General features: G+C 42.7%; 11 protein-coding genes and 2 riboswitches. Of the genes, 1 reads left to right on the forward strand and 10 read right to left on the reverse strand.

The genetic code is table 11. The features are described 5' to 3' along the window. Window positions 1-487 precede the first annotated feature (487 nt). The 10 genes from ACESZG_RS08525 to ACESZG_RS08570 form a co-directional block, all read right to left on the reverse strand. Window positions 488-2,623, reverse strand: a complete 2,136-nt coding sequence (locus tag ACESZG_RS08525; RefSeq protein WP_022380418.1) for an Ig-like domain-containing protein — start codon at window positions 2,621-2,623, stop codon at window positions 488-490. Further along, a complete protein-coding gene (locus ACESZG_RS08530) occupies window positions 2,610-3,500 on the reverse strand; it encodes an ECF transporter S component (RefSeq protein WP_022380417.1) in 891 nt (296 codons plus the stop codon). The genes ACESZG_RS08525 and ACESZG_RS08530 overlap by 14 nt, the downstream gene beginning before the upstream one ends. Beyond that, window positions 3,479-5,236 (reverse strand): ABC transporter ATP-binding protein, encoded by a 1,758-nt coding sequence (locus ACESZG_RS08535; RefSeq protein WP_055151900.1) that lies wholly within the window; start codon window positions 5,234-5,236, stop codon window positions 3,479-3,481. Before ACESZG_RS08535 ends, ACESZG_RS08530 begins: the two co-directional genes overlap by 22 nt. After that, window positions 5,233-6,225: an energy-coupling factor transporter transmembrane component T gene (locus tag ACESZG_RS08540; RefSeq protein WP_025580291.1), complete on the reverse strand. Its 993-nt coding sequence runs from the start codon at window positions 6,223-6,225 to the stop codon at window positions 5,233-5,235. The genes ACESZG_RS08535 and ACESZG_RS08540 overlap by 4 nt, the downstream gene beginning before the upstream one ends. After that, entirely contained in the window at window positions 6,218-7,468 is a 1,251-nt protein-coding gene (locus tag ACESZG_RS08545) for a DUF4430 domain-containing protein (protein ID WP_243240850.1), read from the reverse strand. Before ACESZG_RS08545 ends, ACESZG_RS08540 begins: the two co-directional genes overlap by 8 nt. Continuing rightward, the gene (locus tag ACESZG_RS08550) at window positions 7,465-10,002 is read right to left on the reverse strand and encodes an Ig-like domain-containing protein (protein ID WP_173702385.1); all 2,538 of its coding nucleotides are present in this window, start codon (window positions 10,000-10,002) and stop codon (window positions 7,465-7,467) included. The genes ACESZG_RS08545 and ACESZG_RS08550 overlap by 4 nt, the downstream gene beginning before the upstream one ends. A gap of 356 nt (window positions 10,003-10,358) precedes the next feature. Continuing rightward, complete coding sequence (locus ACESZG_RS08555) at window positions 10,359-10,829, reverse strand: hypothetical protein (protein WP_022381184.1); 471 nt, start codon at window positions 10,827-10,829, stop codon at window positions 10,359-10,361. A gap of 58 nt (window positions 10,830-10,887) precedes the next feature. Then, complete coding sequence (locus tag ACESZG_RS08560) at window positions 10,888-16,164, reverse strand: hypothetical protein (RefSeq protein WP_373217982.1); 5,277 nt, start codon at window positions 16,162-16,164, stop codon at window positions 10,888-10,890. A 118-nt stretch (window positions 16,165-16,282) separates the two neighbouring features. Continuing rightward, window positions 16,283-17,020, reverse strand: a complete 738-nt coding sequence (locus ACESZG_RS08565; protein WP_025580300.1) for a hypothetical protein — start codon at window positions 17,018-17,020, stop codon at window positions 16,283-16,285. Between the two features lie 148 nt (window positions 17,021-17,168). Then, a riboswitch (cobalamin riboswitch) is annotated at window positions 17,169-17,379 on the reverse strand. A gap of 506 nt (window positions 17,380-17,885) precedes the next feature. Continuing rightward, window positions 17,886-18,032: a hypothetical protein gene (locus ACESZG_RS08570; protein WP_226852711.1), complete on the reverse strand. Its 147-nt coding sequence runs from the start codon at window positions 18,030-18,032 to the stop codon at window positions 17,886-17,888. A gap of 365 nt (window positions 18,033-18,397) precedes the next feature. On the opposite strand from ACESZG_RS08570, the gene ACESZG_RS08575 reads away from it, so the two are divergent. Next, entirely contained in the window at window positions 18,398-19,606 is a 1,209-nt protein-coding gene (locus tag ACESZG_RS08575) for an IS110 family transposase (protein ID WP_118585735.1), read from the forward strand. 332 nt (window positions 19,607-19,938) lie between these two features. Beyond that, a riboswitch (cobalamin riboswitch) is annotated at window positions 19,939-20,142 on the forward strand. Window positions 20,143-20,196: the final 54 nt, after the last annotated feature.

Here is a 20,196-nt window from a genome sequence, read left to right on the forward strand (position 1 = left end):
AAATCTCTGTTCTATATGGAATGCATATAAAATATCCATAATGACTTTGAATAAGTAAACAAGCATATCTTCTTTCCTTTTTCTTTAAAAGTTCTTTATATGGCGGATTCGGATATTTCTCGTAAAATTCATCTGAAAGGCTATAAACAGCATAGTCAATTTCCAATTTTCTTCTCCTTATATACATATAAACGAGAGGGAAAATGAACTCCCTCTCGTTATACTCTTCGCTCGGTCATATTTTATTTTACCGATGAGTCAGAACCGTCACTCATCTCATCTCTCGGTTATATTTATTTTACCGATGAGTCAGAACCGTCACTCATCTCATCATGCGAATAGAGAATTAACTCTCTATATATTGTATTATATAACATATTTTCTTAAATAGCACAATCCTATATTTTTAATTTTTCAAACACGCTCTAACATCGTTTCTGTTCACAGCAATATGCTTTCTAACACACTGGACTTGTGTGAATTTATATTATTTGATCTTAGCGCTCTTTGCTTTAGAATAGCTGCTGTATATTCTTTTACCGTTTTCGGTACGATATGCCCGCACCTTGTAATAGTATGTTTTCTTAGACGTAAGCTTCTTATTTATATAAGAAACAGTGCTTCCCTTTTTAATCGTTGATACTGCCTTATATTTACCGGATTTGGATGTGGCACGGTATACTACATACCCTTTGGCACCGCTTACCTTTTTCCATTTCAGTGTAGCCTGTTTCTTACCGGCAGTTACTGTGACAGCCGGGGTTTTCGGTTTTACTGTCTGTGCCGGAGTTGGTGTCGGTGCAATTCCATTGGTTGTTACAGAGAAGTTTTTGTCATAACTGCTTTTAATAGCACCGCCCCATTTGGTGGAAACAGCCTGTACACTGTAATAATAAGGAGTTGACGGAGAAAACGCTGTATCTGTATAGGAGAGGTCTTTGACCGTAGCAATCTTTGCGAATTTGCTTTCACCCATCTTACGTCTTAAAATAATATAAGAATCTGCATTTTCATATTTATTCCAAGTAAGAAGAACTGTATTTCCTGCCGCCTTGCAGGTTGTGATCTCTGGCATTCCTGCTGCAAAGAGGTCTTTCGCAGTACCCTTTACAACTACATGGCACACTGCGGTTACATTCTGATCTGTTTTTACACGGATATCGGTTTCTCCTACAGAAACAGGTGTGATAACACCCTTCTGGTCTACTTTGGCAACGCCTGCATTATCAGAGGTCCATACCAGTTCCCCGCCGCTTCCCTTCGGACTGAATGTCCAGGTCAGGGTATAGGTTCCCTGATCAATTGCCAGAGTCAGCGTTTTGTCACTCAAAGCAATGCTCTGTGCCGGTGCTGTAACAGTCACGTGGCAGGTGCCTTTCGTTCCATTGTCCGTAGTCAGTGTAATATCTGCAGAACCGGCACCCACAGGAGTTACCTTGCCGGAGCCATCTACGGTTACTACAGAAGAGTTGGAAGATTCCCAGTACAAAGAGGACGGTTTTGCGCCGTTTGGCGTGATCGTGTAATCCAGTGTCCTGGAACCGCTTTTCGTTGAGAGATTCAGGCTGGACGGAGAAATACTCACCCCTGTCACACTGACCGGTCTGGAAGAAACGGAAATATTGCAGGTCGCATAGACACTTCCGGAAACTCTCGCAGTAATCACCGCAGAACCTTCTCCCACTGCTGTTACCACACCACCGTTTACACTTGCAACAGAATTGTTGGAAGAAGTCCAGCTTACAGTTCCCACCGCATCAGACGGAACAATCGTATAAGTCAGTGTATAGCTGTCTCCCTTTGTAAGAGTCAGATCAGAAGCATTTAAGCTGATCAGCTTCGGTGCTACCGGAAGCTTTGACTCAATACTTTTAAGCAGCTGAACCGCTTCATAAACTCTGTTTGCAGACGCATCCAGCGTAGTCAGCGCACTGTCCGCTTCGGCATATGCACCGGAGAATCCGCTGACCTGGGACCATCTGGAACGCTCTGCATTTGCCTTTCCCATCATGCGGATAAGCTCGCTCTTATCTGCCGCCTCAAAAATCTGCCTGTTATTATTATACGGGTCACATCCTGTAATGTCCGTACCACCGCAAAGGGCAAACATAACACGCAGGACACTTCCGTCTGACGGATGACTCGCACCCATTCCGACACCCATAAATACATTATCCAGAGTATACGTCCATCCGGATGCGGAGCAGTAGGAAAATTCTGTCAGATCCGGTGCATATTTGTTATCAGTAAGCTTATAGGCATCACCGGTCCAGGTGGAAGTCTCGGAGAGAACCTTCTGGATACATGCCGGTGGATTCAGGCTTCCACTGTCACAGTTGGCAATTCCCCTTAAGTAGAAACCATAACTTGTATTTGTGTCATAAAGCGGCGTAATCCCGTTCTCACTTAACCCGCGGAGCAGAACATCTGCACAGGTTTCTCCTTTCGCAAATTCCACCTGTACAGGATCCAGGATCATACCCTGGCCGATCGTGTTCTTCTCCACAGTCAGCGTCAGGGTATCTGCCAGAACATCGGTCTGTCCCAGCGCAAAAATCCCCACTGCCATTCCGGCTGCAAGAGTCAGCCCCTTAATGGCCTGCCATAGCTTATTCTTTGTCATATTCATTTTCCTCCTTATTTTCGGGCCGCTGCAGCAGCCCGTATTTTCTTTTTACTCTCTCCAGTTTCTCCAGCAGAGGCCTGCTTAGGATCCACAGGAAGATTACCGTAGAAGTTGCCTGCACCAGATCTACCGGTGCACCTGAGATATAAAACGCGATCAGGCTCTTCTTTGTGATGTATCCGTATGCCATCAGAATAGATGCCGGATTCATGATCCCGCCGAAGATCAGAAACACACTTAAGAATCCGTAAATACACAGATCCACCTTCCTGGCTTTGAGAATCCCTTTCTGAAAAAGGATTCCTGCCAGATATCCGATCATTCCATAGGAAAACATCTGCCAGGGTGTCCACGGTCCCTGCCCGAAAAACATATTTGAGATCATCATGATCAGACAGGCACACAGAAACCCCGCCTCACCACCTAAGGAAACCCCGGTAATGATCACGATGGCCGCAATCGGCTTAAAGCTTCCGATCATAAAGAAAGCACTCCTGCCTGCGACCCCAAGAGCCGCCATTACGGCAATGACCATAATCTCTCTTGCCTGTGGATGCCGGCCCTCAAATACCATAAAGAACGGGATCGTGGCATAGGCAAGTATTAAAAGACTGATCACTACATCATGCTTACCATGAAACTTATGAACCAGGATAAAAAGCACCAGCGGAACAAAAGCCAGAAACATAATCAGACCAATCCAGGTACGCTTCTCAATCTTTCCTTTATGGATCGGCTGGATAATGATTCCATCCTCTTTCAGTTCATATTCCTCTAATTCCTGTCCGGATTCCTCTTCCCCGGGCAGGCTCTGTGCACAGGAATCCCCGAAGAAACGGTCCATAAACTGGTCTAAAGCCTTGCCTTCAAGCACGCAGCCACCTCCTTTCCGGTAACAGCATCAGGAAAATAATGCCTTGCCATGCGATTGGCAGCAGTCGTATAAAAGCTGTTTCCCGCAAAGAAATCCCTTGCACTCTTACACGTCACCACATTTCCCTGAAAGAACAGGCCGACCCTGTCTGCATATTCTGCGACAAACTCCACATCATGCGAGATCATAAAGATAGTGATCCCGTGAGCTTTGAGCTTCTTTAAAATGTCTCCCAGTTCCTGTTTATATTCTGCATCCAGCCCCTTCGTTGGTTCATCCATCAGAAGAAGCCTCGGCTGCAACAGCAGAACCTTAGCCAGTGCAAGACGCTGCTGTTCTCCACCGCTTAAATCATACGGATGACGGTCAAGCAGTCCTTCCAGTCTGGTCAGACTTACGATTCCCTCGATTGCCTCTGCCTTCCTCATATTGGCAGTGTATTCGGAAGATTTCTTCTCCTTTGCCCCACCGATGATAGAATACAGATCCTCCCGGACTGTCTTCTTGATAAACATGCTCTGGGGATTCTGTGGCAGCACACCCAGATACCCTCTGTAAAGCTGGGTATCCGTATACCTGCGGATATCAATCCCATTCAGGAGAATCTTGCCTCTGTAGGGAGCACGGACACGACTGATCAGCGATAAAGTCGTACTTTTCCCCGTTCCGTTTCCACCGACAAGCGCATAAAATTCTCCCTGCTTTACTTCCAGGTTCAGATCCTGCACAACATCCTTTCCGTCTTTTTCATAACGAAACCACACATCCTTTACCTCAATAGCCGGTGGCATAGAGCTTTTGGAACCAGGCAGCAGTTTATCTCTGACTGTATTCAGCTTTTTTTGCAGTTTTTGTTTATTTTTACAAAAATAACTTTCTTCACAAACAGAAACTGTATCAGAAGCTGCTGCCATCACCTGTGTGATCCAGTTCCTTCCCTCTCTTACAGTCAGCGGACATGGCAGATTATTTTCTACCTCTGCATAGACCTGCATGGGAACCGGCATGGACAGAAACATTCCATGATGTTCCCTCTTCAGAAACTCACCGATTTCCCGTGGTGCCCCCTGCGTGAGCAGACTGCCCTTATCCATCACATATACCCTGTCCGCCCATGGGATGACATCTTGCAGCCGGTGCTCCGTCAGAATTATGGTAGTGCCGATATCCCGGTTAATCTTTCTCACCGTTTCCAGAAAATCAGAAGCCGCGATCGGATCAAGCTGAGAAGTCGGTTCATCCAGAATCAGAAGTTTCGGGTGCATAGCCATGATCGCCGCCAGGTTTAAAAGCTGCTTCTGCCCTCCGGACAGCTCCGAGACATTCTTATAAAACCACTGATGAATCCCGAAATAGCTCGCCATCTCTGCCACTCTCAGACGAATCGTAGGCGTATCATATCCCAGACTTTCCAGACCAAATGCAAGCTCATGCCACACCTTATCTGTCACGATCTGATTTTCAGGATTTTGCAGTACATAGCCGATTTCCTGGCTCTGCTGCCGGTGGCCGACTTCCTTTAAATCCCGCCCATAATAACAGATTTTCCCGGAACTGCTGCCAAAAGGAGCCAGATCCGACTTCAGCTGGCGAAGCAGCGTACTCTTGCCACAGCCACTCTTACCGCACAGCACATTAAAGGTACCCTCCTCCACATCCAGTGACACATGAGACAGTGACTCCCTGCTGCCATTCGCATAACGGAAGGAAAAATCTCTCACTTCTATTATCTTCATCTCGCTTCTCCTTCCATATCTTCATAAATCTTTCTGTAGGTCACTGCCATCTCTCCCTGTACGTGGCTTCTGCTTTTCTTCATGGCAGATTCCTCACACAGATCCAGAATCAGCGGCAGAAAACAGAACACACCAAAGCTGACAAATGTGACAGCAGCCAGCAGCGGACTGCACGACTGCTTCGGAACCCTTCCGAAAACAGTAAAACCGGCAAGCAGGATTCTGGGATTGTACTGTGCAAAAGCAGCTCCCCGGTAACATCCATATCCGAAAATCACACAAAGCCCGACAAGCATAGTTCCCAGTAGTTTATCCCTTCTGTTAAAACGGTAAATAGAAAAAGCCGTACGTCCTCTTAACCCATAGCCACGGCTTTTCATGGAATCAGCCGTCTCAATCGCATTTTCCAGTGCCCATGTGACAAGAATGGACACCATATTTAACGCATAACGGATCTTCTTAAACCATTTGCCATTGCTCACATCCATCCCCACGCATTTCTGTCCATTGCGAATCACCTTCAGCTGGGCCATAAAGTGAGGCACAAACCGAAGCGCCATAGACAGCATCAGAGACATCGCAGGGATAATCCTGCCAAAAAGATAGATAAATTTATCACTTGTCATGATCTGGTTATAGCAGGAGAACCACAAAATCATAATAAAAAGTACACATCCCAGAACGATTCCATATACCATTGCCTCCAGCGTAACCCAGTTTCCGCTGCTTTCTATATAAAGAAGCGGTGTGACTCCGTAATGGTTAAACATCGGGTTTAAGAGTGCCACGATAAGGAGACTCGGTAGCGTCAGAAGAAAATTGATTTTCAGAACCTTCTTTACTCCGTTAAGCCACATGGAGTAAGCTGTGGCAGCCACAAAAGAGACTGCCAGGTAAACCGGGTGCTGGATAAACATGGTAAACCCCAGCACCACGGCAAAATAAAAGAAATTTAAAACAGGATGGCACCTGGAAAAAGCATCAGTCATAATACTGATCCCCCACATCCCTGCCAAGATTGCAGGTATAACGCCATTCTACCGTATCGCCGTCCTCCAGCGTATATTTCGAGCAGCCATAATTCGGATACCAGCCGTTGACACAGTACATCCATCCGGAATCCTTGCCACAGTCAAACTCATACAGGTTATTGATACCGGATACATAATAACTGTTATACATAGGTGTCCACTCCGACTCCATCTGAATACCGGCCTGATTACATACACGCTTCAGCACATCAAATACCGTCTCCCCCTCATAGAACTCCACCTCCGAAGGATACAGGATCCAGCCGTCCGCAGGCACAAATTCTGCCTTGGACTCTTTCAGATCATCCCAGTTATTCAGGATCGTAGAACACTCGATAGAGAAAGTACAGGTCATGGCTGTATCTGAGCTGTCATCGCCACCGGAAGTGTCTGTATTGCCTGTTCCATCGCCGGAAGAGTCTGTCTGTCCGGAACTGGTATTTCCATCTGTGCTGGACTGACCGCCAGAACTTCCAGTGGAATTTTCACCGTTTTGTGTATCCTTATTATCAGCAGTGCCCTTGGATTTGTCGTCGGATTCATCCGTAGATTCACCTGTGGTAGAACCGCCGATCAGATAGAAATCTCCTCCTGTCTTAGTCACGTTAAAGGTAAGTGTTGTGCGCTCTGTTTTTTTCTTTCCGGTTTCTCTGGTAGTAATCTTTGCAGTATCAAGCTGATAAAGCTTTCCCTCTTCTTCCAGACAGTAAAGAACCTTATCCGCGTCCCATTTTTCTTTCAGATTCAGGGTCAGCTTCGCAGGCGCTGCCAGATTCATCTTCTCCAGTGTGACTTTCAACGCATAAGGCGCATCATTGGCAAGCTTCTTTACCTCTTCTGTTCCATCTTCACTGCACTGTACCAGAAGTTTTTGCTCCACCGGATTCTGAATCTGGCTTCCATTGTAAGTCCATTTATAACTGATCCCGCTGTCCGTTTTTCCGGTAAAATAATACTTTTCGTCCTTTCCGGCGATCGTTTCCATCTGTGCCTGGGTGATGATTCCGTCCTCAGGAAGCTTTGTTTTCTGCTTCAAAGGTTCCACATCTGTATCAGAATCTTCCTCCGTGCTGTTTAAGATCTCAGCTCCTTTTTCGGAAAGCTGTGTCATGCCGTCATCCCCGCCGCCACAACCTGAGAGCGAACTTACCCCCAGAAACAGGGCAAGCCACAGGGCAAGTCCCTTTTTCTTTATCCTCATTTCTTCTTCCTCCGCTTCTTAATAAGAGCCCTCACTCCGGCCTTAATGCCGCTGCCTGCCAGTCCTCCCGCCAGAGCACCGCCTGCCGCAAAACCAAAGATCATACCATATTCTTTCTTCTTTGAGGTCAGACTTCCGGTTCCACTCTCCCCGGCAGTTTCCTGATATCCATCCTCACCGGTATCCATCTGTGAAGTCTCTTCCGACTCTGTATAAGGCTCTGCTTCGAAATCCCAGCCGCCGGAATTCTTATCCTTTGATGACTTACTGTTCTTTGATTTACTGTTTTTAGAATCCTTTGAACCGGAGCCACTATCCTTTCCTGAGCTTTCGGAACCCGTGGAGCTTTTGCTGCCGGAAGACTTACCACCCAGAGATTTCCCGGATCCACCCGGCGTTTTCGTATTGCCGCCTGACGGTGTTGTGGCAGGAACCGGCGTCGGGGTAGGAATCGGCGTGGGTTCTTTCAGACCGGTACCGGAACCATCTCCCTTGCCACCTTTTTTGATACTCACATCTGACATATCATAAAGGCTCGTCTTGCCATCCTTCAGGCGCTGGTAGGCAACCAGTGCGTAATATCCCTGCTCCGTAGCCATCCCGTCCAGAGTGCCTGCTGCCGCCCCGCCGTTATTTCCGGCACCCGCCTTTACATGCATAAATCCACTTCCATCGATATGATAGGAAAGAAGATTCTCTATTGTCCAGTGGCCGCCCTTGATGAAACGCGAATCCGTCTCCGGGTCAATCCCAAGGCTGCATAAAGCCGTGATGATCTGTGCACAGGACTCCTCTGTCTCCACACCCATCGTGGAATATCCACCGCTGTCATTCTGCATTTCCGACAATTTATTCAGCCCTCTGTCAATGGCAGCAGTCACATTCTCATAACCTGATTTATGATAATACGGTGCCAGCGCCTGCAGTGTCATGCCGGTAATATCAGAATCCGCATTACTTCCCATCAGCGTCCATCCGCCACCCGGGAGTTCACTCTGCAGCAGGAAATTCACCAGCGCAGATTCCGAATTCTGCTCCTTCGCAGACGGGTTCTCCGGGAAAGAATATTCCGGGTGGCAGTTAAGGGCAAGGAGTGCCCAGATCGGACCGTTTAATCCCTGTTCCTTCACAAGGCTGAAATCAGAGATATATTGAAATAGATTGTAACCACCCACATTGCGGGCATCCTTCCCCTCTGAGGTCAGGACCAGGATTCTCTTGGAATACTCTGTATATTTGGAAGTATTGGTAAGGATTCCCTTCTTTTCCTCGATATAATTTGCCGTGTGATTATAATAGGTAGAGAAATATTTCTCCTTCAGGCTTAAACCGCCTCTCGCCAGTCCAAGCACATACCATTCGCTGCCAACAGAAGGATTGGTATCTGTTGCACGCATATAGGCGCTGGTCTCTGCCATAACCTGACTGACCGATTTCTTCAGGGCATTTGCTCCCTGCATGACCGTTACCTTACAGGAGGCCGTCATTTCCGGGTGTTGTGTTACAGAAGCGGTAATCGTAGCTTTGCCATTCTTTACTGCTGTGACAACTCCCTTTTTGCTTACTTTCGCAACAGAAGTGTCACTGCTTTTCCATGTCACTGTATACTCTTCCGTAACCGATTCCGGTATCGGAACCACCTTCAGGGTGTATTTCTGCCCCCGGTTGATCTTAACGGATTTACTGTTAAGAGAGATTCCCTGAAGTCCTGCGGGAAAGTCAGCAATGATCAGATGGTTTAAAGTTCTGGCACTATCCAGATAGAAACAGTTATCTTCTGTCGTCTGAGGAGTCAGTTCCATAAACGAATCCCCGGTACTTCTAAGGATCCTCGGCTTCGTCAGACTCTCATAGCCATCCGGAACAGGAAAGGTCAGAGAGATCATCGTCATTGGCTGATAGCTTTCTCCTGTACGGATATCCGTATAGGAAATATTTATATCATAAAGAAGCTGTGGAAGAGTCCCCGGATATGCTTCGGAGAGCTCCTGTATAGTCTGTTCCTGATCCGGGTTCTCCTGCACATGGGTCTGCACATACCAGGGATTTCCCGTGGCGGTCACTCCACTGTCAGAAGAAATCAGTGCCGCAATACGGTTTCGGACAGTTTCAAGAGCCTCTTTGACTCCGGCATCAATTTCTGCCTGCTCCTCTTCTGTCAGACTGTCATAGGTGTCACTGGCAAGAAAGAACTTCGAGACCGTTTCTGAGGACAGATCAATTTCTTCGAGCGCCGCTGCTTCCTGAATACAGGAAATCATGGCTGGTATATCCAGCTTTTCTTCACCGGCTTCATTATTTTCTTCTTCATTTCCGGCCGCGCCATCGTCTGTCTCTGACTGAGATGGTTCGGTGTCAGACTGGAATTCATTCGCAGTTTCTCTGTCGTCAGAATCATCATGCTGTACAGGGACAGAAGTTTCTTCTGCCTCCCCGTGTATCTGCTCAGCCGGTGGCATCTGGGCTGCGGGTACAGGACATGCGGTCACAGCAATTCCTGTACTGAGAAGCAGTGCCATCCATTGTTTATTCATTTGTTTCCTCCGCGTTTTTAATCTAAAAAATTACATCCGGGTAAAATAGCACCCGCAATTCCTGAAATTACAAAATGACAGATGACTCTCCCCCTGTCATATAGCAGGTAGAAAGGACATCTGCCTTATTTTTTTGTATCATTCTTTCCAAATTTTGCAGCAATTATCAGAGCGATTATTACATTTATCAGAAAATTCCATCCATAAGTATCTTTCCATATGTTTAACAGGCAGCTCAAATCTGAAATTTTATTGTGGAATATAAATTCTCTTGATATAAATATAGCTGCCAGGCTCGCCAAAAACATTAATGAAATAGTCAGCAAAAATATTTTTATTTTATTCATATATATAAATTATACAGGATAGGAATCTGTAGACATTTTATATTCAGAAACTAATTTTGTTCTTGCTGAATCTGAATATATCGATATAATCACGCGCAATTTTGAACCATACATAGCTGTAATTGAAGTACCATATCCCTTTTTTTTGAATTTACTGTAATGTTCCTCTATACAATCACTCGCATAAGAAGAAATTCCCGCTCCAATTGCACTTCCTGCTATAGCTGCTCCTTCACCTCCGCAAGATCCAATTGCTGTTCCAGTTGCAGTTAACACAGCACTACATAATGCCTTTATAGTTTTCTTTTCGGTAGATACATTAAATGAAAAATTATACTTAGCGCGCTTCCATTGATTAAATTCCCGTGATTCATAATTATCAGCGCTTACAATATTTACATTGCTATCATTTGCATATACAGTAACTGTAAAAATTTGCAAAATCATACATAAAATTATAATTATAAATGCTTTTTTCATTCTCTTATCTTCTTTTGGGGTATGCAGTGTGTTGATAACACACTGCATACTGATTTTATTATTTAACAGTTACTTTTTTAATCTTTGAGAAAGAGCCATAAACTGCTTTTCCGTTTACTTTTCTGTAAGCACGTACTTTATAGTAACGGGTCTTTCCGGTGAGGAGGCTCTCGTCTGTCGCACCTGTACCTTTGGTGATCTTTATGCGGGTATAGGTACCATTTTGGGAATCGCTGGCATATACCTGATAGCCATCGGCACCCTTTACCTTACTCCATTCAAGCACTGCTGTCTTTGAAGTTGAGCCTGCGGACAGGGTCGGAGCAGAAAGTACTGCCTTTGCTTTCTCTGTTGCTGAATAGCTTCCGTATACTTTCTTTCCGCTTACATTGCGGTAAGCACGTACTTTGTAATAATAAGTCTTACCGGTAACTGCTTTCTTATCTAGGAATGTAACTGCGCTGTTCTTTGCAGTGGAACCAATCGCTGTATACTTGCCATCCTTTGAAGTGGAACGGTATACTCTGTATCCATTTGCACCGGAAACCTTATTCCATGTTACGCGGATCGTACTGTAGCTTTCAGAATTTGCCGTAGCAATCTTTACTTTGCCAAGTCTGGCTTTTCCTGCAACACCATCTTTGTCATAGCTGCTTACAGTCATCTCGCCCCATGCGTAAGAGTACGCCTTAACAGTATAATAATAGGTTGTTCCTGTAACTGCTTTCTGATCCTTATAGGAAATATCTGTTACCCGGGATGCGATCTTCTTCCATCCGCTGTCTGCTGTTCTGCGGTATACCATGTATCCGTCTGCGTTATCCACGCTGCTCCAGCTGATCTGGACAGTCTTATAGTTGATTGCCTTTGTCTGAAGATCTGCAGGCATATCTGCCTTAAATGCACCCTGTTTGCCCGCAAGTTCAATGTGGTAATCTGCCACGATCGTCTTGATCAGCCCTAACTGCTTCGCATTCCACATATAGGACTTGCCTTCCACACTCATGCCGTCGATCAGCTTCTGAAGTGCTGCAAGCTCTGCTTCTACATTTGCAATGTTCTCTTTGGTAACAGCAGTCGGAAGATTGCTGATCCACTCATCTGCCTGCTGTGCATCTGAAATGTCCTTACCTGCCTTGTCAGCCTGTGCCGTCAGTGCTGCGATAACCTCTGCAAAAGTCATCTCCTGACTGCCGACTTTGACTTTCAGGCCTGCCATGGCATCTTCCTGTCCCTGATAATCCTTAGCATAACGGTCAAGGAAAGCCTTAACATCTGCGTAGGAATCTCTGTCTACCGGGTGATCTTTTACTGTTGCATAAATCTGTGCTGCTTCATCTGCGAAGAACTGCTGATATGCACTCTGGCCTTTCTCATAAGTCAGTGCCATGGCAAGAAGCTTCTCCATATTCTCAACCAGTGCGGTGTTCTCGCTTCTGAATTTCTTCTCTTCTGTTTCTGTTAATCTGTCATAAGCATTCTTGGCTTCTGCAATCTGTTTCAGCTCTGCTTCTGTAAGTTCACGCTTAGAGGTATCACCTGCTGCCGGAACTTCTTCATCAGAGGAGAAATCAACATCTGTCTGGACATCTTCAGTATCTTCAGCTGATTCTGCCTGAGGGATATCCACTGTCTCAGCTGCCTGCTCATCAACTTCATCACTGCTGAATGCGTCCGCACTTCCATCTGAGAAATCAGATCCCTCAGACTGTGCCGGTACCGCCTGTTCCTCTTCAACAGAAGCTGCCTCCTGTGCTGATGGAACTGTAGTCGGCTGAGGTGCCTCATATCCTCGTACTGTCTGCGCATCCGGGAGTGCTTTAAGCATTGCCTTGAGCGCATCGGCTTTCAGCTGGTAAATATAACCTTCTGCTTTCTCCAGAGAAGCTGTATTTGTAACCTGGGCTTTCTGCTGGTCATCAAGCGTATCATACAATGCTCTTGCATTTACCACATAAGCCTTCCAGTCATTCCAGATTTTCTCTGTCGGAACATTGTTATTCTTCTCTGTCAGTCTCAGAGGTCCGTCAGAAAGAGCACCTGAAGATGAAGTAGTGATATTCAGTTCATCGATAAAGGAGATCACATAAGCAACCTTCTCATCCGTACTCTGTCTGCTGATAAACAACTCCGCTTTTTCAAGCTCTGCATAGTTTGTCACACGCTTCTTCTGATCTGCTGTCAGGGCATCATAAGCCGTTCTGGCTTCCACTACAAGAGCCTGTTTCTTCAGATAATTATCGGAAGTAACCTCGCCGATTGCCCTGATCTTATCAACAACTGCAGCCGCAGCCTTCAGATCAGGAATCAGATTTCTCAGATACTGTAACGTACTGTAATTCGTAACCAGAGCTTTCTGCGCATCTGTAAGAGCATTGTACTCTGCCTGTACGCGGTCAAGAAGCTGCAGAACATACGGATCAAGAGTCAGTTCAGAAGAAGAAGGAAGCGCATCAATATCAGCGATAACCTTCTCTACTGCTTTCTTATCCTTATCTTTCTGCTCCTGCTGTTTCTCAAGTTCTCTGATCTTAGCCTCTGCTTCAGTCAGCTTAGAGTAATTTGTAATTACAGATTTCTCTTCATCATTCAGTGAATCATAAAGAGTTCTTGCCTTCTCTACAGCCGCCTTGTCATCCAGTGTCAGCTTATCCGCTGCCGGAATCGCATTAATGGCTGCCATAGCTTTTTCAATAGAATTACCTGAACCAGTCTCTGCTGCAAGAAGCTTTCTAAGTGTATCCTTGTTAAAGATTGCCTTGTGAGTTTCGTCTAATGCTTCGTAAGCGTCTCTCGCTTCTTTGATCTGCTTTTTCGTACTGTCATCGTTAAGGGCAAGGATCATGTTGTTAACTTTTTTTGTTGGAACAGTTACGTCTGTAAATTCCCAGAAGCTGGATGTTTTTTCATATTGTCTGATAAATGCATCCAGACCACGTGCAATCTGCGGAACATCATAATTTGTGAATCCATGAATACTTCCGTCAAAAACACCATCTACATCTACCAGATCAAAGAATGCATCAAGAATATTGTTTCCATTCTTAGTATATCCACTGGAAGAATCTAAAACATTTACACCAAACGTTCCTGCAAAAAGCATTGCCTGTGCATCATTCCATGCGTTGTTTCCATAAGACATACATCCTGTTTCAAATCCTGGTGTACAGAATGAACCTGTTGAACGTTGTGCAATTGCTGGAAGCTTATGTAATGCCTTGTCTACAGCTTCTGTTACATCATCGTAACCAGGCTTTTTGTACCAGAAAATAAGTGGCTGCCATCCCATGGTATTGTCGGCATTTGCAAAAATTTTGTCTTCGGCATTTGACAAAGCTTTTGCTGTATCATGTGCCCATTGGTTAAGTTCTGTATCTTTAAAAGTGTCAGCGGTATACCCACCTGCTTTTATTGCATTAATAGCATATACAGTTGTATAAGTAAGTTCTGTGCTTTTTCTTGATCCAACTGCCGAAAGAAGGTCTACAGACGAAATGTCCCTTGGATCATATCCAATAGCTTCAATAGCTAAAATTAATTTTGAAAGTTCTGTTGTCTTCCATTGAGAAACATCAGTTCCCTGATTTTTAAGTAACTGCAAATACTCTTTGGTATTTGCAAACCATTTGTCAAAATAATTTGTATCTCCATATGGAATATAGCCGCATCTAGCTGCTGTAAAAATGGCCCAAATATCTGTATTTTCATAGGATGGGGATTCTTTAGATCCAAAGGCATTTTTATTTTGGCAATAGTTCATAATAATGTTACAAGCCTTTTTAGCTTTTTCATAGTAAGATGGCCAATTACTTGGATTACTTGAGTTTCCCTTAGCTCCATTGTCTACAACTTCACCAGTACCGTCAACTACTTCAACTTTGAAACTATACCCATCTTCTTCTGCTTGTGCTTCTTTTCCATCTTTAAATTTCAAAATAGGCATATTAATCCATTCTACGCTTAATGGACGTTCGCCTAAAAAACTCGTATCAATTGTAGCAGATTTTATATCTTTCTTTACATCATCAGATGGCAAAACTACTTCTATACCATATTTTTCAATAATAGATTGTTGTTCATCAGTTAAATCTGTAAATTTTACACCTATCACATTTACAACATTATTATTACCGTCATCGTAAATATTCTTTTTTTCACCATTTATAATATCTACTTGATATGGGAAATGATAATTTTTAGCATAATCAACAAAACGATTATAATCTCTGGGTACGCTTGTACTCCATACTTTAGGTTCAGTGGAAGCCTGAACTTTAAGAGTTATTTCTTCGGTTTGTGGATTATAATATGGATAGCCATTATTATCTTCTGGGGAAATAGTCCATTTTTTATTAAAGTCAAACCCTTCATAAGTTCCCTGGTTTTTCATTTCAGACGTAGTTTTGCCAAAATCAGCATAATTAGGAAACTCTTTATTATTATCTCTATTTGTAATATATTCAGACATGATTTTAATGTCTGGCATATTTTCTTTATCATAATAACAATTGGTTGCACTTGCTGACGTACTAAAAAAACTTTTTCGTGTAAATGAAACACATAGATATCCCCATGTATTATCTTTTATTTTGGGTTCCAGTTCATCTGCTAATGACTTTATTGCTTCCGAATACTGTCCATATCCTATACAATTTTGGTAAGTTATTCCAGTATTAATTGTTCCTAATTGACAAAATTCAAATGATAAATCATTATCAACAATATCGTCAGCTATTTCTTCGATTGTTTTTTCACTCTGCAAATCGTAAGTTATTGCTATGGAAGAATCCATTAAAGTTCCGTTTCCCTCGATTGCACCTATATAAACATCTGTATCTTCATCGTCATAAATACAAGTTACGTTTCCTTTAATTGTTATTCCTTTTGCAATTCCATCACATCGCGAAAAGACAGTTTGAAATTCATCTGTTTCGCTATTATATGCATATGATTCATCAATTTGTACATTTATATTTTCTACAATTCCATTGTCATTTATACGAAAAGGAAATACAGCAATGTTTTCTTTTGCTTCTTTTGAAGCATATGTAATGGTGTGTCCTTTTCCGTTCAATATGCCGCCAAAACTAGATGTTGCTTCTGGAACATCTGAAATGTCAATGTCATTACATAGTATAACCGTTTTATTATTATAATTTTGTATATTTTCGATAAAATTATAATAATCTTGTTCTGTATTAATACAGTATTTCCCTGTTGAATCTTGTGATAATATATCTGAATTAGCTTTTACAAGATAGGCATTACTAAATAATAGAAAAGCTGAGAATATTAACTGATATAAGATTTTTTTTTCTTTTTTCTTTTTCTTCATATCTATTTACACCCTAAAATTAAAATAATATGAAAAAGACGAAGAACTAATGCTTTATAAAGTGAAACTTTATAAAGCATTAGTATCTTCATCTTTTTATTTGCTATTAAAATTTACTTTATTTCCAACCCGGAACCTGAATCCACTGATCTCCCTGCTGAACATAACTGGAAAATCCAAGATCTAATCCCATCATCATAGAAAAATCTAAGCATACAGTGTGTTCTTTAGTGTCGGAAAGTACAGTATCAACACCTAAGTTATCTGTATTACCATCAATAATAGTCATCCAACCTGAATAATTATTATAGTCTTTCTCAGAAAGCCAATCTGTTTTATGTACTATATTGTTCCAGGTTGAATTTTTTGTAACCTTCATGCTTTCTGTTTCTGTTGTATTAAGATTTGATAATTTGAAATATTTTCCTCTTCCGTTAGCAAGAGAGTTTGCTGTTTTATTTGCTGTACCATCATCTGCAAATACTTTCCCTAAATCGCTATTAGCATGATTTTCCATTTTAACAGCTGGAATATAATTTCCATACTGACTATCATACCAACTTAAAACTCCTTGATAATGATAAGTTTTACCATTTAAAGTCTCTTTTGTTTCAGTATCAGATCCCGAAACTGCTTTCAGAACATCTAGTGCAGTAACAGAACCGTTGGAATTTGTTACTGTAACAACTTTTTCTGGCACAATGTCTGGTGACGCACTATTTTTTCCTGTTAAACCAGTTGTCTTTATAGACACTTTTGCAGTTACTGTATCTGCCATAGCCGGTACTGCTGTGCTTCCTACCATTGTTGTTGCCATTAAGAATGCAATCACGCTTTTTCTTACTTTCATGTTCATTTTGTTTCCTCCTTAATTAAATGTATTATTTTTTTGCAGGTTATCCTGCAAAATATATCATTTCGCAGCCTTTTCAGACCACGTTTGATACCTGTTTTCCATAAGAAAGGGTATAAAAAATAAACCTCCGTTATGCCTACAGATATTTGTTTTTTATTTTTACTAAAGTCCGTCTCCTGACTTAAAGTTCCAGAGTATTTTTCAGACATACTCTAACCTACTTACTGCCCTTCTCAGAAATAATTTCCAATGGCTTCGCAGTGTTCGTCCTTATTACAGTGGGGATGAGACCGTACCGGTATCTCACCGGATTTCCAAAAGCTAAAGATAAAGAGATAACGTTACTTCCGATATTCTGTTATCAAAGTGCAAAAAAAATCCCTGCCGGATTCGGCAGGGAATATCAATGTACAAACCAAGAATCCACTCCTATCCTTTATATTAAAGTATCCCTTATGAATACTTCTACAAGAATACAGTGAATTGCAGACTGAATATACTACAAGGGACGAAAGCCCTGTTTGGGATTCTCACCCAACGATTCTTCAATCATTACCGTAGTAATGAGCTGTACATGTGCGCTAAACGCTATTCGTTTTTTACGAAACCATCTTAACATTTTGTCCATAATTTGTCAATATCCCGATTACAAATAATTACTTCCCTTATTATCCCCGGAATACGTCTGAGAAAACACTCTTTTACAGAATCTCCACAATGCGGAATATACAAATCAAAGGAATGATCTTCCACACCTCTGTTGTGAATTACTCGGCAACTGAGTTACCAGAGCATCTGAATTAAGGCGGGATACCGCCTTTTTTCAGGGTGCATCCATGGCACCACTACTGTTTGCTCTTTAGAGCTATACAGCTACTTTTATTATTTCCGGTGTTTTCAGTCCGGTTACGGACAGTTCTTTTTTTACTCCGGATACGGAGTGATATTTTCTCAGGATATTATATGCGCCTACGGCATCTGCGTTATAGGTTCTGTTTCCCTCTCTGTACAACCCTCTCTCTTTCCGTTTGGACGGCTCTGCATATCTTTTCCCTACTTCCGGTGACAGCGGACTGCACTGGCTGGTATAACTTTCTTCCTATTACAATATATTTATGGTTAATATCCCTTACATCCAGTAAGGAATTATCCATCTTGTTGCTTAAGCTGTTAGAATGTAGGTAGCAATTGGATATCTTTTTCTTCCTTGGACTTCGCGTCCGTAAAACAGACTGATAACCAGTTCCTCATTCGCAGCGTTCGTTTTATGCAGGTTGAATCACCTTAGGTGCATTCGTGTCACACCACAGTAGATTGAATAGGCAATGAGTAAAACTGGTACTTATCCATTGCAATAATCTTAAGGAGTGACAATTTATGAACGCAGTAGGTATCGATGTTTCTAAAAGTAAAAGTGTGGTTGCTATTATGCGGCCTTTCGGTGAAATTGTTTCCACACCTTTCGAAATCAAACACACAGCCAGCGATATCCATTCACTTATAGAACTCATCAACTCTGTTGAAGGTGAGTCTCGAATCGTAATGGAGCACACAGGACGTTATTATGAAGTCCTCGCTCATCAGCTTTTGGAGGCAAATCTTTTCGTCAGTGCCATTAACCCAAAACTTATCAAAGACTTTGATAATGATTCTCTTCGTAAAGTGAAATCTGACAAAGCGGATGCTGTTAAGATTGCCCGATATGCTCTTGACAAATGGCAAAACCTTAAACAGTATAATGTTATGGATGAATTACGCAATCAGCTCAAAACCATGAATCGCCAGTTCGGCTTTTACATGAAGCATAAGACAGCTATGAAAAATAATCTTATCGGCATCCTTGACCAAACCTATCCTGGTGTTAATACTTACTTTGACAGTCCTGCACGCAGTGACGGCAGCCAGAAATGGGTTGATTTTGCATCTACATACTGGCATGTGGACTGTGTCCGTAAAATGTCCCTGAATGCCTTTATCGACCATTATCAAAACTGGTGCAAACGCAAGAAGTACAACTTCAGTCAGTCAAAAGCTGAAGAAATCTATGGAAAAGCAAAGGAACTTGTTCCTGTACTTCCAAAGGATGCCATTACAAAGCTTATTATCAAGCAGGCTGTAGACCAGCTTAATAGTGCCTCTACAACTGTTGAGTCACTACGCACTCTCATGAATGAAACTGCATCCAAACTCCCGGAGTATCCTGTCGTTATGGCTATGAAAGGTGTTGGAACTTCACTTGGTCCTCAGTTGATGGCTGAGATTGGAAATGTTTCCCGTTTCACTCACAAAAGTGCTATTACTGCATTTGCCGGTGTAGATCCCGGTGTTAATGAATCCGGAACCTATGAACAAAAAAGTGTTCCTACCTCAAAACGAGGTTCCGCTGATCTAAGAAAGACTTTATTTCAGGTAATGGATGTCCTAATTAAAACGCATCCTCAAGATGATCCTGTTTATCAGTTCTTAGATAAGAAACGTGCTCAAGGCAAGCCTTACTATGTCTATATGACTGCAGGTGCCAACAAGTTTCTAAGAATCTACTACGGACGAGTGAAAGAATATCTCGCATCTCTTCCAGAGTCTTAATTATCCACCAAAATTTTCAGACCAGCACTGGCGTGGTGGTCTAATTTTGATACCCAATTTTCAACCTGTATAAATTTTTCAATATTCTTTCAATTTAGCCTTGACTTTTTATTTGCAGGCTAAAGTAACGAGAATGCGACGCGCAATTATTCAAAACCAAAAACATTACCTGCAAATCATACAAATCCCCACACATCCAATAACCAGCGCACAGAAAAGAAACGCTTTCCCTGCGCGTCCCCTCCCTGATTTTGTCTCCCCCTCAAAAAATTTGTTGTCTTTTCTCCAAAAAAGTGTATAATACGTATAATACAATTTAATCGAACATTCATTGACAATTACCGGTTTTTAGTTCTGTCAGTCACGGTATAGAAATGTCGGACTTTCAGCTAAGAGGGAATCAGGTCAGAATCCTGAACAGTCGTGCTGCTGTATACGTGCAGCCATATCTCATATCCATTGCATCGTTATGCGAGAAGGAGAGACATGGCGTTACTGCGTGAGTCAGAATACCTGCTATAAACTGCCGCCATTAACTACACGCAATAGGAAATGGAAGGGTGATCTTCTTTAGTGTTCTCTTTTTTACA

This window comes from Blautia sp. Marseille-P2398, from assembly GCF_964240315.1.
Lineage (GTDB): Bacteria > Bacillota > Clostridia > Lachnospirales > Lachnospiraceae > Blautia_A > Blautia_A wexlerae.

What these genes read in the sequence shown, in the direction of transcription:
- ACESZG_RS08525 (WP_022380418.1), bottom strand. Translation starts at nt 2,623, where the DNA reads ATGACAAAGAATAAGCTATGGCAGGCCATTAAGGGGCTGACTCTTGCA.
- ACESZG_RS08535 (WP_055151900.1), bottom strand. Translation starts at nt 5,236, where the DNA reads ATGAAGATAATAGAAGTGAGAGATTTTTCCTTCCGTTATGCGAATGGC.
- ACESZG_RS08540 (WP_025580291.1), bottom strand. Translation starts at nt 6,225, where the DNA reads ATGACTGATGCTTTTTCCAGGTGCCATCCTGTTTTAAATTTCTTTTAT.
- ACESZG_RS08545 (WP_243240850.1), bottom strand. Translation starts at nt 7,468, where the DNA reads ATGAGGATAAAGAAAAAGGGACTTGCCCTGTGGCTTGCCCTGTTTCTG.
- ACESZG_RS08550 (WP_173702385.1), bottom strand. Translation starts at nt 10,002, where the DNA reads ATGAATAAACAATGGATGGCACTGCTTCTCAGTACAGGAATTGCTGTG.
- ACESZG_RS08555 (WP_022381184.1), bottom strand. Translation starts at nt 10,829, where the DNA reads ATGAAAAAAGCATTTATAATTATAATTTTATGTATGATTTTGCAAATT.
- ACESZG_RS08560 (WP_373217982.1), bottom strand. Translation starts at nt 16,164, where the DNA reads ATGAAGAAAAAGAAAAAAGAAAAAAAAATCTTATATCAGTTAATATTC.
- ACESZG_RS08565 (WP_025580300.1), bottom strand. Translation starts at nt 17,020, where the DNA reads ATGAACATGAAAGTAAGAAAAAGCGTGATTGCATTCTTAATGGCAACA.
- ACESZG_RS08575 (WP_118585735.1), top strand. Translation starts at nt 18,398, where the DNA reads ATGAACGCAGTAGGTATCGATGTTTCTAAAAGTAAAAGTGTGGTTGCT.